Origin of the sequence: Streptomyces sp. H39-S7, from assembly GCF_027158205.1 — a bacterium.
GTDB lineage: Bacteria > Actinomycetota > Actinomycetes > Streptomycetales > Streptomycetaceae > Actinacidiphila.
Genome location: NZ_JAPVLU010000044.1, coordinates 1 through 12278 on the forward strand (window position 1 = coordinate 1; position 12278 = coordinate 12278).

Genomic DNA, 12278 nt, shown 5'->3' on the forward strand with positions numbered 1-12278 from the left:
TCGGATCCGTTCTTGGCGAACTTCACCATGTCGTCGCCGACGGCGACCTGGGACAGGAACACCTCCGCAGCCTGGAGTTCGGCGGTGGGGGGGAGCTGGAAGGCCGTGCCGCGCTGGAGCGCGGCGGGGACCGCCGCGGTTGCGGGGGGGTGGGCGTGGGGGTGAGGGCCGCTGGTCAGCCGGGCGAACCAGGCGGTGTAGCGGTGGGCGTCGGCATCGCAGAGCCGGGCGCCGGGGGCGGGGGCGTGCGGCGGCGGAGCGTGGGGGGGGGGGGGGTGTTGGGGGGTGGGCCGGCCCGAGGTGTGGCCGTGCTTGTCGCGGGCCTGGTGCGCGCCGGTCGGGTGGTGGGGGCGGGTTCGGTGGTGGCGTGTTGCCAGCGGGTCCGCACGGCGGTCAGGTCGGCGAGAGCGCGGCGGCTGCCGACGACGAGCTGGTACGGCGTATTGGCCGGGTCGTTGGTGAATGTCTCGATGCGCCGGCCGAGGTGGTGGGCTGCGGCTAGCACGGAGCGGTGCAGGATGCGCTCGCCCCAGTGCTCCGGGGTTCCGACCGGCCCGGCGAGGAGCTTCAGCAGCTCTCGGGGTTCGGCTCCGGCGCCGAGAAGGCCGCGGTGTTGTGCCTCCCACAGCACGGTGACGGGGTCGACCGGTGTGTCGCGGCGGATCAGGGTCGTCAGGCACAGCCACAGCCCGGCGTGCACAGGGTGGGTGAAGTCGCCGGGCGTCAGCCAGCGCATCTGGCCGACGCTGTTGGGGTGGGCGGTCGCGGTGGCGAGCAGCAGCCGTTCTTCGTCGAGCGCGTCCTGGTCGTGGGTGGTGGCCTGCGGTGGCGTAGGGGTGCGGGGCAGGGATCCGGCATGCGGCGGGAAGCGGGCGGCGATGTCGTCCACCACGCAGCCCAAGACGTCGGCCTCGTCCAGGGTGGAGGCCACGCGCTGGGGGAGTGAGGTGTCGCGGGCGCTCTGGATGAGGTGCTGAGCGGCGGCGGCCAGACGGCGCCTGCACTGCTCCGCTTCGATCATCCGCGCGTACGCGGGCGCGTGCGGGGGCCACGGGCAGACCTGGATCAGGCTGTGGAGGTAGGCGGCGGTCAGCCCTCGGGCCTGCTCGCGAGCGACGGCAAGCACGGCGTCGAGCCACTGCGGGTGGGCGGCGTGCTCCGCCGGGTCAGGGGCCGGCAGGGAGCTGATCGCGGCGAACAGGGCGGCGTGCGAGGCGGTGGAGAAGGCGTCGGGGCCGATCCCGGTCACCTCGTTGAGGCGCTGTGGTTCGAGCAGGAAGGCGCCGAGGAGGGCCTGCTCGACGTGGAAGACCGGGTGCGGCGGAGCGACGGCGTCGAGAACGTCCTCGTCGGGCTCGGGGGAGTGGGGCATCAGGCGGCCAGGGTGAAGTCGTCGGGGTTGAGCGGAACGTTCAGGTGCGGGGCGAGGAGGTAGGCGGCGAGCAGCGGGGGGACGGCGTTGCCGATCTGTGAGAACTGCTGGCCCTTGTTGCCCGCCCAGGGGTAGTCGGCAGGGAAGGTCTGCAACAGCCCGGCCTCACGCGCGGTGATCCGGATCGGGTCGGGGACGGCCTGGGAGGCGCTGTTTTGCTGGTGGATGGTGGGGGCTTCGGCGATCCAGGTGCATTCGTTCGCGCGGTGCCCGAAGAACAGCGTCCCGGCGGGCTCCTCGATGGATCGGATGGTGGCGTTGGCCTGGTTGTTGCTCCGCAGGGACCACGCCCAGCGTGCCGCGGCGTCCCGGCGGGGCTGAAGGGCGATATCCGGGGGTCGGGGAGTCCAGGTGCCGCGGTCACGGGCGTTGGCGAGGGTCTTTCGGGAGCCGGAGGGGAAGGGTTCGGGTCCGCCTCCGGGTCCGCCGCCGGCGCAGACGGTGGGAACGGGCCGATCGGTGGCACCCCATCGCAGGGCCTGGGCCATGCTGACCCAGCCGGCGCGGCCCGGGCCAAACAGGCTGTCGGGCTCGGCCGCTTGGGCGTGTGTTGGCGGGGGCGGCTGGGCTGTGCGCACCCGCGAGGCGATCAGGATCGCCCGCTTCCTGGTCTGGGGTACTCCGAAGTCGGCCGCGTTGAGGATGCCGGTCCACACGGAGTATCCCCAGGACCGCAGGATGGCGGCGTACTGCTTCCACAAGGGCAGGACGTCGGGGACTTCCTCCATGGCGACCCACTCCGGCTCGCCTACGGTGTTCAGGGCTTGGAGGTAGCGCATGGGCTCGGCGGCCAGCAGGGAGCGTTGGTCCCGGCAGGCGGACAGCAGGCGTTCGCGGATGTCGCGGCCGGCGGCGAGACTCTCGACGGCCTCGTGCACGAGGGGCTGGTCGAGCAGGCCGAGGCGTTTGCCGGCCATACTCCACGCCTGACACGGAGGCGACGCCAACAACCCGCGGGTCCGGCCGAGCCACGGCCACGTCGGATATCTGGCCACGTCGGTCCGCACCGTCCACTGCCCGGCGGCCACACGGGTTTTCTAGGCCCATTCGTCCCATTCCAGGCCGACGTCCCGCACACCGAACACCGTCAGCGCGCGGCTCCAACCCCCCGGACCTGCAAAGAGGTCCAGAATCAAGTGGCCAGCCCGTAGTCGTCCTGCGTCGGCCCGTCCGCGTCCCCGCGACATGCCCAGGGGGAGCAGCCGTCCACGACGCCGTTCTCCAGCTCGTCCGCGTCGCCTAGTTCGGGCTGGAGGGCGGCCCGCTCGGCGGCGGTGACGTGGTCGATCGGCGCCTGGCCCAGCGGCACCCGCGAGCGGTGCAGGAACGCCTGGCCAAGCAGCGCGTTGCCCGTGGCGTTGGCGCGGGCGTTGCCCTGGCGAATAGCGGCGTCGAATTCCACGACGTCCTGCCACTCGTCGGGGCTGGTGTCGCGAATGGTGCGCCACTGCGCGTTTCCGTGGAAGGGGCAGCCGAGGCACGATGACTTCGGAGTGTCGGCGAGGCCGATCGAGGTCAGGTAGCGGATGCAGTCGCCGCGTGACCAGCCCAGGTCGATGAGCGGGTGCCGATTGCGCATGTAGCGGACGTCGGCGTCCTTGGCACGGTGGAACTCGTCCGTGGATATCCCGACCCATTGCTCGACGAAGACACCCTTGGGAATGCGCTGCGGGTACGGGTATCCGAGAAGTTCGCGGACCTTCTTCTTGATTGGCTTTATCTTATATTCGCCGGTGCATTGGCGTCGGGTCATGCCTTGCTTTCCGTCCTTGTTCAGGATGTAGAGCGGCATGGAGGCGAATCGGTGATCGGGGTCGAGTGCGTCGTTGCGGATGTTCCCGGAGCTGACTCGCAGCACGGGTATTCCAGCGGGTTCGGCGACTTCCTTTACGAGTCGGTCGAGATGGGCGTATACGGCGCGAGGCTCCCACCCGGTATCGGCGAAGATCGCGTAATCAACCTTCGGGAGAACGCCCTCGGCGGAGAGGGCGAGCATGGCGCTGGACTGGATTCCCGCGCCGAGGGAGATGGCACGGAACTGCGGTATAGGGGAAATGGGGAGTCCTGACGGTAAGGAGGGGCGGCGGTGCGACCGTGCGGAGCGTGCGGGCGAAGGCGGTGACGGTGGCGCCCGCCTCGTGGGGCCGACCCTTGAGGGAGAGCCGGACCGGGGACGCCGATGGCGTTCACCAGAGGCACCGCAGCGGTGCCCGACGAGCCCAGCACGAGGCCACTGGTGCCGGCGTCGTTGCTGCGGTCAGCGGCGGTGGCCTGCTGCGAGAGTTGAGGTAGTGACGGGGACAACGGCGCTCGCGCGCGGTTGCGGACCGGGCACGGCGCCCGTGGGCCGGCCACTGAAGGCGGGAGCGACCTGGTCGAGGGTCTGGGCGACCTGCTGGGCCTGGGCTCGGGCTTGACGGAGCTGTTCGGCCACCTCGTGGGGGAGGCGCTCCCACTGGGCCGTGTACTGGTAGTCCCGAAGGATTTCGGCGGCGTTGCGGAGTTGTTCGGCGACTTGTTGCAGGATCGCGGTCTGCTGTTCTGGGCTGGTCGCGGTACCGGTGTGCTGCAGGAGTGCGTCGAGGGCGGCGGGCAGGGGGTCGGTGTCGGCGGGGAGGCCGAACAGGTGAGCGTGCAGGGATGCTGCGAAGGCGGTGACGGGCCCGCCCCGGGAGCGGTGGCCGAACTCGGCTGCCGCCTGTGGCCGGACGTGGAAGCTGACAATCACGTCTCGGGGCGCGGCGTCGGGGTGGATCTGGTCGGCGAGGGCGCGGGCGAGGTCATGTGCCGTCGGTAGGTTGGAGGGCGTGGTGGCTCCCAGTTGGGTTGGTCAACGGGCCAAGCTGCGTGTGGCGGTAGCGGTCGGTCGTGCTGCGGCGGTTGCGGCGGTGCGGATCGGCCGAGAGCGGTTGCGAGGGCGCGGCAGCCGTCGAAGGTGCGGTGGTGGGGGTGTGGTGTGCGAGGTTGCCGGCCGGGTCCGGGCCGCGCAGGAGAGCGAGGTAGTTCAGCGCGTCCTGGTGGCGGGTGCAGTCGGAACCCAGAGCCAGCAGGCGTTCGAGGATGGTGGAGGCGGCGGTCATCGTCTCGGCTGTCGGCTGGCGTGCGCCCGGGCAGCCTGGGCGACGGCGTGGTGGGCGTGGGGGTTGACCGCGGCACCGCTCACGGGTGTGATCAGCGCGCTGTCGCTGTTCTGGACCAGGAACGGCACCTCTTTGAAGACCCGTTCGACGGGTTCATCGCTGGCGAGGTGGACGAAGAACTGGGCGACCAGGCGCTCGGGGGTATCACGGGTGAAGGTGGCGCTCCACTCGGTGTCGAAGCCCTCATAGAGCGAGTGCTCGAACCGCCAGGGCACCTCGGCGTCCCGTTCGTGGCGCAGATGACAATGCTCGTCGGGCGAGGTGAACAGGGTGATCCGCCCCACACGTACGACCGTCCACCCGTTGAGCTCCGCGCTCTGGGCGAGAGTGCTCGTGGTGAGCGGGATGCGATCGGCGTGCCGAGTGTCGCCCAGGAGTTGGGGCAGGACTTGTGTGACTGCGGCCAGGGCCTCGGCCGGTGTCTGCCGGCTGAACCGGGCTGTCCAGTTCGGCTCGTGGTGGCGCAGTTCCCACCAGATGCCGTCCCGCCGGTTCGGCTCGAAGTCGAGGAAGACGCTGCCGCAGGGGCTGTCGATCTCGATTCGCCCGGTGCTCGGGTTGTGTTCGTAGCGCCAGTTGAACAGGTGGACCAGCGGACCGATCACGTCGTTGAACTTGTTCATCTCGCCGCTGGCGAGGTGCCGCGGAGAGACCATAACCCGCTCATCGGGGTTGAACTCGGTCATCGACGCGGCCCCTTCGTCGCCGCCGCGGCGGACGGCGTGATGGCCGCACCCTTGCCCGCTGAGTGATGGGCCAGTGCGCGGTGCCCCTCGGGGGTGACGGTGATGCTCCGCCCCCTGTACAGGGGTACGGAGGTGTCGAGGTGCAGCAGGCCGCGCTTGTCCAGGGACTGGAAGGTGGCGGTGGTGATCACGGTGAGGTCGGGTGTGCAGACCGTGGTGGAGCCACGACCTCGCGTCTGCATCGTCGCCCCGCCCTGCGCCAGCGAGCGCAGCGCCTGGTACTGGGCGGCGCTGAGCCGGTGCGGTACCGGCCGGCCGGCGCTGGTGCTTGCGGTGCGTTCGAGATCGCGGGTGATCCCGGAGGCGGTGTAGTGGCAGCAGGTCGCGCACAGCTTGAGGTGGTGGGCGGCGGTGACCAAGCTCTCGGCCAGGAGCGGTGCGGCTTCCGCGTGCCGGGCCTGGCGCACGACCGCGTCATCGAGCGGCGGCCCCCCGGCGAAGGCGGAGGCTTCGAGAGGGTTGTCCGCCACAGCCCTCGCCAGTTGCCAGGCGGCGAAGCAGGCGGAGGCGACGACTTCGCCGAGTGTTTCCAGGGAGGACCGGCTGCCGGGCACGGCCGTGTACTGGCTGCCGTCGAGAGCGGACAGGTGGACCAGAGTGCGGCCGGTCAGCTCGTGGATGGAAAGGATCTTCGGGCCGAGCTGCTGTAGCAGCTCGGCGCCCGGTCCCGCGTCCAGGGCGGTGAGCGTGGTGCACAGGGCGGCGAAGTCGGCGCCGAGTTGACGCAGATGCTCGATCTGCACAGGCAGGTCGATGGGGCGACGGGTGATGGTGCGGCTCCGAGGTTGGGTCAGATCTTTCGGGCGGATGCCTTTGCGGCGGCGGGGACCGGCGCGGGTGCTGCGCCGAGTGCTTTGGCGGCGGGAGGGTGGCTGAGGGCGGCGGCTAGGGCAGTAGTGCCGGCGGAGGTGAGGTGGACGCGGTCTTGGAGGGGTCCACCGATGTAGGCGGAGGGCGCGGACTTCGGGAGGCGCTCGGCCAGGCCGGTTGCCTCCAGCGACCGCAGGGTGCCGATGAGTACGCGCTCGCGTCGGTAGTGGACGTAGTGCCGTCCCAGGGAGCTGGTCGCCACGACGTTGCCGCAGGCGATCTCCCACAGCGCGGTGTGCTGCGCGGCGGTCAGCGGGCGCTGCGGGGGGTCGGGGGTGTTCCCACGTCGGCGTCGCATTTCTCGGGCGATGGTGTCGGCGCAGTCCGTGGCCGCTTCGGGTGCCAGGGCGGTCAGCGTCCGGGCCATCGCCAGGCGGTGGTCGGAGGAGGCGCCGCTCAGGAACGCGACCTGCTGGAGACGGACCACCGCGTCCGACAGCTCGTGACTCTCAAAGAGCCGCTCATCGATGACTGCTTGGATAGCGGAGCGGGTCGCGGCGGCCAGATGCTGTGCGGAGGCGACGTGGACGTCGGGCTCGGCTGGCGAACCTTCCCGCAGGTGCCGGTCGAGCGTGTCGTTGTGGCGCACGTACTGCCCTGCGAGCAACAGCAGCCGTTCAACCGGCGTCGGTAGCCGGGCCACATCGAACAGCAGGCCGTCGCCAGGCGGTGTCGTCATGCGCGGCGCCGGACGGCCAAGGCATGCGACGGCGCGGGCGTGGGTGCGCTCGTAACAGTGGGGGAGAGCGGATCCTCCAGCGCTGTACGGGCCGACACCAGGGCTCGGTCGGCATCGTCGAGGTGAATCCGCAGACGGCTGTGATGTTCGAGCGCGTCGACCTTCTGCTGGAGCGTGTCCTGCGCTGTGGTGGTGAGGGCGATGAGCGGCGCGAGGGCCTGGGTGGAGTGGGCGATGGCCTGCCCAAGCTGGCCGACGCTGCGACCGAGCCTCTTGGCGGGCGGCAGGTCGCAGACGTTCCAAACGAGTTGATACTCGACGTCGGCGGCCATGCTGGCAGCTAGGTGGCACAGCAGGCTGCCCTGCCGCATGGAGTTGAACAGGCTCGTGTCGTCCGCGGTGATGGGGTAATCGGGGATGTCGGCGATCACAGCGTCCACGGCGTGGCGCGGTGACAGGTCGCCGAGGCCGGCGGGTTCGTAGGTGTGCAGGTCATCTCCAGGCTCTGGTTTTGGGGGCTTGCTACAGGAAGCGGGCCTCGCTGCTCTGGCAGGCCCGGGACGGGACGTGGCGCTGCCAGGCGGGCACGGAGTCCGTAGCCGCACCTGGGTGGATCGGCACCAGGTGCGGCTGGACTCTGGCTTACACGGCCTTGCCGAAGTCGGATCGCGTCGGCGCGTGCTTGGCGACGGCACGGTCGGTGATGGCCTTCGATGCGCGAGCGGAGGCGGCCGACAGTTCGGCGGCGCCGGGCTCTCTGTACCAGGGGCGCAGGTCGAGCATGGCCACGCGCATGCCGGTGGCGAAGCACAGGGCGCTGCCCTTGGGCAGGGCGCGGATCGCGTCGGCGGGCAGGATCCGTTCCTGCCGCATCGACACGGAGGTCGATTTCCCGGATTCGGAGTGCGAGGTGGAGGTGGTCTCCACGTCGTGGTCGCCGATCAACCGGCTGAGCTTGTCGGCGAAGTCCGGGTCGTCGATGCCGGCCCCGATGACTTTCACGGTGGAGGCGGACCACATGGCGTCCATGCCGGCGTCTCCCCAGACTTTCTGGCCCTGGCGGTAGCTCTGGAGGATCGTGATGGGGATGATCCCGCGGCTGCCGAGGTGGGAGTACAGGTCCGGCAGGTCGCTGATCTTGCAGACGTTGGCGGCCTCGTCGAGGATCGCCAGCATCGGCGGGTCGAGACGTCCTCCGGCGCGCTCAGCCTGGGTGGTCGCGGCCCGCATCACCGAGTCCGCGCACGCCGCGATCAACGCCGAGGCTCCGCCGCCGCCGTCCTTGCTGAGCAGGAACAGCGTGTCGGTGGAGGTGACGAAGTCGGCCGGCCGGAACTCGGCGACGTCCTTCTGTGGGGTTACCCACGCGGCGATCTCGGTGTTGAGCAGGGCTGCGGCGTACTGGCGGGCGGTCTCGTAGATGCCGTCGCGTGTTTCGGGGGGTCCTTCGACGGTGCCCTTGAGCTGGGCTGCGACGGCGGTGAAGTCGTGGTCGCGCAGGATGTCGAGCGGGGTGCGGTCGGCGGGGAACGCGAGCCACTGCATGATGTCGGTGATCGGCCGCTCGTCGAGGGCTGCCGCGAGGAGCAGTTGGCTCAGGATGTTGCTGCCGGCTTTGGACCAGAAGTCGCCCTGGGCGCTGGCATCGACGCTCGCGGCGAGGAAGTGGCCGGCCAGCCGGCCGGCGCCGTCGAGGGTCCTCGCGCTGGCCAGAGGGTTCCACCACATGTCACGGGCCGCGTGGGCGATCTGCTGCGGGTCCATCGTCCACACCTGACCGACCTGGGTGCGGGCGTCGTAAGCGGCGGTGAACGCGTCCCTGGCGGCCTTGTTCGAGGTCAGAAGGACCGGGCCGGGGGCGTTGAGGATGGAGGGAATGGCAAGCGAGGTGGTCTTGCCGGACCGGGGGGCCATGATCGCGACAGCGACGTCCTCGAACCCCATCCGCACCTCGTGCCGGGTGCCTTGCAGGTTGCCGAGCAGGACCCCGGTGTCCTGGGCGCCGATGCGCTTGGCGTCCTTCAGACTCGGCCGCAGCGACCGGGCCTTATCGGTGATCGCTTTGGCCATGAGGGGCTCGATGTCCCTGGCCTTGGCCATACCGGTGATCTTCTTCCGGCCGCCGTTGCGGTTGTTGTGCCGGGCCCACAGGACACCGGCGACTGTTGCGAGGGCTAGGACGAGGAGACCCGGCACGATGCGAGTGCCAATCAGCAGGGACGTTTCTGCGGCCTGCGGCCAGAGCTGTTCGGGGTGGAGCAGGGCGGTGGTCGGCTGGTAGGGCGCCCAGGGGGTGCCGGTGAGGTGGGCGGTGATGTTGCCGGACAGCCAAGCGAGGTTCGAAAGGGGAACGACGACGGCGAAGACTCCCAGCAGGAGTCGGAAGGCGATGTCGTACCCGTCGGTGGAGTTGTTCGAGGAAGGGGGCAAGGAGGTACGCAACTTCCGGGCGGGGACGGAGGGGTCAGCGGCTGCGGCCGTTGCGGGCTGGCGGCTGTGGCGGGGCACTGGGACTCGTCGGGGTGGTGCGGCGCGAGGCGAGGGTGCGCACGCGTTCTTCCAGGGCGAAGGCAACGCGCTGGACGGGCATCTCCTGCGTAGTCCCGATCACCAGGGAAGTGCCGCAACCCGCACCTTGGTGAGCGGAACTCGGACGTGGCAGGGGGTGGGGTCGGCCAGCGCTGGGGTGAATGCGGCGATCAGGTGGCGAGGTGTGGGCGCCGAAACGGGTCTCCCACGGCGGTCCCTGCGGTAGAGCGGTGGTGACGAACCAGCAGTCGGTGGTGCTGTTGACGAAGTGCTCCACGCGGGCCAGACCATCAGGCGAGGTCATCGCCCTGTCACCGCCGACGTGCCGCCAGTCGGCAGCTACCAGGGACCTGTGCGGATCGGCCTCGGCGGACGTACAAGCTTGCGGGTCGGTGAGGGCGTCGGTGAAGGCGGCGATGATCTCCACCGGGGTGCGGGAGCCAAAACTCGCGTACCAGGCCGCCGGTCCGGTTCCGGGGCGTGGTGCAGCGTCCACCACTGTCCGTCGGGATCGGGCTCCAGACGCAGGAGGGCCTTGCGGTCGGGGCTGGTGAGGATGACGCGCGGCATCAGGAGGTCGTGGCCGTAGCTGTTTGACATGGACGGGTCTGGCCGACTCTCCGTATGCTGGTGATCGCTTACGAGGGGGGCAAGGTGAACGGCAATCCGCTGTACCACTGGATAGCGTTGGCCGTGTATACGGGCCTCTTGCTGCCCGTCGCGGTGGCGATACTGGCAGGCTGGACGCCGCCGTGGCTGCGGAAGCGACAGGCTGGGCTGCGATTTCATGCCTACGGCCTCCTGTGCGTCTACGCCGTCATGCTCGTCAACGGCATCCCCCGGATCGCAGGCGCCTCTTCCGGCACAGTTCTGGCCTGCATGGGCGTCGGTATCGGCTTGTTCGCCGCCGCCGCAGTCCTGTTCCTGCTCTCCGAACGCAAGGATTCAGGCGCCCAGAGAACGGGCGCAGTCGAACCTCGGGAAAGCTGAGAGACACCGCTCCAGCCGCAGGCGCGGTGAAGGGGGACGGTGACCCAGGCGGCGTCACCGCCGCCGGCCAGGTGGCGCGGCGCGATGAACGAGACCTCGACGGTGTCGGGCACCAGGGACACCGTTACCTCCGCACTCGGGCGGGCCGGCCGGGCGTGGGGGCCTTGGCCGGCGGTGGGGCCAGAGGGGAGGGGGTGTGCTGAGCGGCGGCGTGGATCTCGACGAGGACGTGACCGTGGGTGGCCCAGTCGTCGAGGTAGCTCCACGACTCGGCGTGGTACTCAGCGAGGGCTTCGTCAAACGGCGGGGTGCCGGGCGGGGCGTCGGCGAGGAGGCTGTCACGGGTGTGCACCCACTGCTCGTGCAGCGCGTCGAGCAGGTCGACCGCCGCGCGAAGGTGGCCCAGTTGGTAGGCCCAGCGGTGTTGCACCGCGCTGGTCGGCATGGTTCTGAGCTGCGCCTCGGCTGTGGCCAGCAGGTGGCGGGCGCCGGCGCGGACGGTCTCGAACGCCTCGGCGGTGTCGGCGTCGCGCTGGCGCTGGCGGGTGCCGTAGGCGTGGTCGTCGTGGGGCCAGCCGTCGAGGTCGGTGTGCTCGTCGGAGTAGGCGTCCCAGGCGTCGTAGATGTTCTTGCTGTCGCTCAAGTAGTCGTCGAGATGCTGGAGGAGATCGCGGTCAGCGGTGGTGTCGGGGGAGATGGGGAGGGTCCTGTCGGGGTCAGCGGCGAGCGGCCGGACGAGGGGTCGCCGGCGTCGCCGGGGCTGTCGCGGGTGTCGGCTGCTTCTGGCGGCGGGCGGCGCGGGCTTGCGCGCGGATCGTCTTGATACGGGTGGTGTGCGCGTCGACCACCTGCTGCGGGGTCAGCGGGCTGGGCTGTTGCACGACGGTGTAGTGGGCGGTGCGTTCGAACATGGCGCGCTGCAGCGGGGCGGGGTCAGCGAGCGCGGTGACGAAGGCGGTCACGACGTGCTCGGGTGTGCGGCTGTCGAACCAGGCGTGCCAGATGCGGGGGCCCAGGAAACCGTCTTGTCCCGGCTCACCCGCCTCCACATGCCAGGACGCCATTGCGGGGTCGTGGGGATCGGCCCGCTGCTCGACGCGGCACATCGCGTCCGGTGAGGCAGCCGCGTTTCCTGCGTCGATGAGCCAGCCCGCGGCCTGCAGCGCCGACAGGGGTGCCGCCGGTTGAGTGCGCGACGGGGCGATCAGCGCATCGGTGAGGCCGGCCAGGACCTCAGCGGGGAGGAGTTCGCCGAACTCGGCGTACCAGCCGTGCTCGGCGTCGGTGGGCTCGGCCCGCAGCCGCCACCACGCGGAGGTGGCGGACTGCGGGTCGAACTGCAGGCGGTAGCGGCGATCGGGGCTGCGCAGGATGATCTCAGCGCTCAGCGGGTCGGAAGTGGGGGACCAACCGGCGGCGGCCAGGCCGTGGGTGACGTGCCGAGCATCCCCGGGGCCGGCGAGATGACGCGGGCTGGTATCGAAGGGCACCCGCCAGGCGTGTATCTCGGCGAAAGCGGCGAGCTGCCGTTCACTTACCGGCACTCGCCGTCCTCCGGCCTGGTCTGCGGGGCGCTGTCGATCAGGGCGCGCACGTGGTCCAGCGAGTAGTGCAGGGTGTGCTGATCGGACTGCTCCCACGCGGCAGCCCGCAGCTCGTCGACCAGGACGCTGACCTCCCTGCTGCGCGGGGCGTCCGGGTGCTCCAGCAGGGAACGGGCGAAGGCGCGCAGGATGTCGCCGAACTGCACGGGGATGCCGGTGTACTCATCGAGCAGCGGAGCGACGAGGGCGAACGCCTCCTGCGGGTCGGGCTTGTCGCGCAGGTATGCCGTCAGGCGGGACAGCGTCTGCGTCACGGTACGGACGGATTCCAGGGTGGGTGCGAGCATC

Annotated in this window: 15 protein-coding genes; 1 reads left to right on the forward strand and 14 read right to left on the reverse strand. The window is 70.4% G+C overall.

All coding sequences use genetic code 11. The features are described from left to right. Positions 1 to 175: 175 nt before the first annotated feature. The 11 genes from O3X23_RS32875 to O3X23_RS32925 all read right to left on the reverse strand — a co-directional run bounded on the left by O3X23_RS32875 (position 176) and on the right by O3X23_RS32925 (position 9892). On the reverse strand, positions 176 to 1372 hold the full coding sequence (locus O3X23_RS32875; RefSeq protein WP_269276070.1) for a DnaB-like helicase N-terminal domain-containing protein: 1197 nt from the start codon (positions 1370 to 1372) through the stop codon (positions 176 to 178). Next, positions 1372 to 2460 (reverse strand): DNA cytosine methyltransferase, encoded by a 1089-nt coding sequence (locus tag O3X23_RS32880; protein ID WP_269276072.1) that lies wholly within the window; start codon positions 2458 to 2460, stop codon positions 1372 to 1374. The genes O3X23_RS32875 and O3X23_RS32880 overlap by 1 nt, the downstream gene beginning before the upstream one ends. A 104-nt stretch (positions 2461 to 2564) precedes the next feature. Next, positions 2565 to 3428, reverse strand: coding sequence for a hypothetical protein (locus tag O3X23_RS32885; protein ID WP_269276074.1), 864 nt, complete (start codon positions 3426 to 3428; stop codon positions 2565 to 2567). A 261-nt stretch (positions 3429 to 3689) separates the two neighbouring features. Then, on the reverse strand, positions 3690 to 4160 hold the full coding sequence (locus O3X23_RS32890) for a hypothetical protein (protein WP_269276075.1): 471 nt from the start codon (positions 4158 to 4160) through the stop codon (positions 3690 to 3692). A 52-nt stretch (positions 4161 to 4212) separates the two neighbouring features. Further along, positions 4213 to 4512: a hypothetical protein gene (locus O3X23_RS32895; protein WP_269276077.1), complete on the reverse strand. Its 300-nt coding sequence runs from the start codon at positions 4510 to 4512 to the stop codon at positions 4213 to 4215. Continuing rightward, positions 4509 to 5258, reverse strand: a complete 750-nt coding sequence (locus O3X23_RS32900) for a DUF317 domain-containing protein (protein WP_269276079.1) — start codon at positions 5256 to 5258, stop codon at positions 4509 to 4511. Before O3X23_RS32900 ends, O3X23_RS32895 begins: the two co-directional genes overlap by 4 nt. Next, positions 5255 to 6061: a hypothetical protein gene (locus O3X23_RS32905; RefSeq protein WP_269276081.1), complete on the reverse strand. Its 807-nt coding sequence runs from the start codon at positions 6059 to 6061 to the stop codon at positions 5255 to 5257. Before O3X23_RS32905 ends, O3X23_RS32900 begins: the two co-directional genes overlap by 4 nt. A gap of 47 nt (positions 6062 to 6108) precedes the next feature. Then, positions 6109 to 6867 carry a hypothetical protein gene (locus O3X23_RS32910; protein WP_269276083.1) on the reverse strand — a complete coding sequence of 253 codons (759 nt, stop codon included), beginning with the start codon at positions 6865 to 6867 and terminating at the stop codon, positions 6109 to 6111. Beyond that, positions 6864 to 7298 carry a hypothetical protein gene (locus tag O3X23_RS32915; protein ID WP_269276085.1) on the reverse strand — a complete coding sequence of 145 codons (435 nt, stop codon included), beginning with the start codon at positions 7296 to 7298 and terminating at the stop codon, positions 6864 to 6866. Before O3X23_RS32915 ends, O3X23_RS32910 begins: the two co-directional genes overlap by 4 nt. Positions 7299 to 7509: 211 nt before the next feature. Continuing rightward, positions 7510 to 9297 carry a type IV secretory system conjugative DNA transfer family protein gene (locus tag O3X23_RS32920; protein WP_269276087.1) on the reverse strand — a complete coding sequence of 596 codons (1788 nt, stop codon included), beginning with the start codon at positions 9295 to 9297 and terminating at the stop codon, positions 7510 to 7512. Positions 9298 to 9331: 34 nt separating this feature from the next. After that, entirely contained in the window at positions 9332 to 9892 is a 561-nt protein-coding gene (locus O3X23_RS32925; RefSeq protein ID WP_269276089.1) for a DUF317 domain-containing protein, read from the reverse strand. 128 nt (positions 9893 to 10020) lie between these two features. On the opposite strand from O3X23_RS32925, the gene O3X23_RS32930 reads away from it, so the two are divergent. After that, positions 10021 to 10386 carry a hypothetical protein gene (locus tag O3X23_RS32930; RefSeq protein ID WP_269276182.1) on the forward strand — a complete coding sequence of 122 codons (366 nt, stop codon included), beginning with the start codon at positions 10021 to 10023 and terminating at the stop codon, positions 10384 to 10386. Positions 10387 to 10510: 124 nt separating this feature from the next. Here O3X23_RS32930 and O3X23_RS32935 read toward each other — a convergent pair whose 3' ends face one another. From O3X23_RS32935 to O3X23_RS32945, 3 genes are all read right to left on the reverse strand, one after another. Continuing rightward, positions 10511 to 11029, reverse strand: coding sequence for a hypothetical protein (locus O3X23_RS32935; RefSeq protein WP_269276091.1), 519 nt, complete (start codon positions 11027 to 11029; stop codon positions 10511 to 10513). 73 nt (positions 11030 to 11102) lie between these two features. Further along, positions 11103 to 11930 carry a DUF317 domain-containing protein gene (locus O3X23_RS32940; protein ID WP_269276092.1) on the reverse strand — a complete coding sequence of 276 codons (828 nt, stop codon included), beginning with the start codon at positions 11928 to 11930 and terminating at the stop codon, positions 11103 to 11105. Next, positions 11921 to 12277 carry a hypothetical protein gene (locus tag O3X23_RS32945; protein ID WP_269276094.1) on the reverse strand — a complete coding sequence of 119 codons (357 nt, stop codon included), beginning with the start codon at positions 12275 to 12277 and terminating at the stop codon, positions 11921 to 11923. Before O3X23_RS32945 ends, O3X23_RS32940 begins: the two co-directional genes overlap by 10 nt. Position 12278 lies beyond the last annotated feature (1 nt).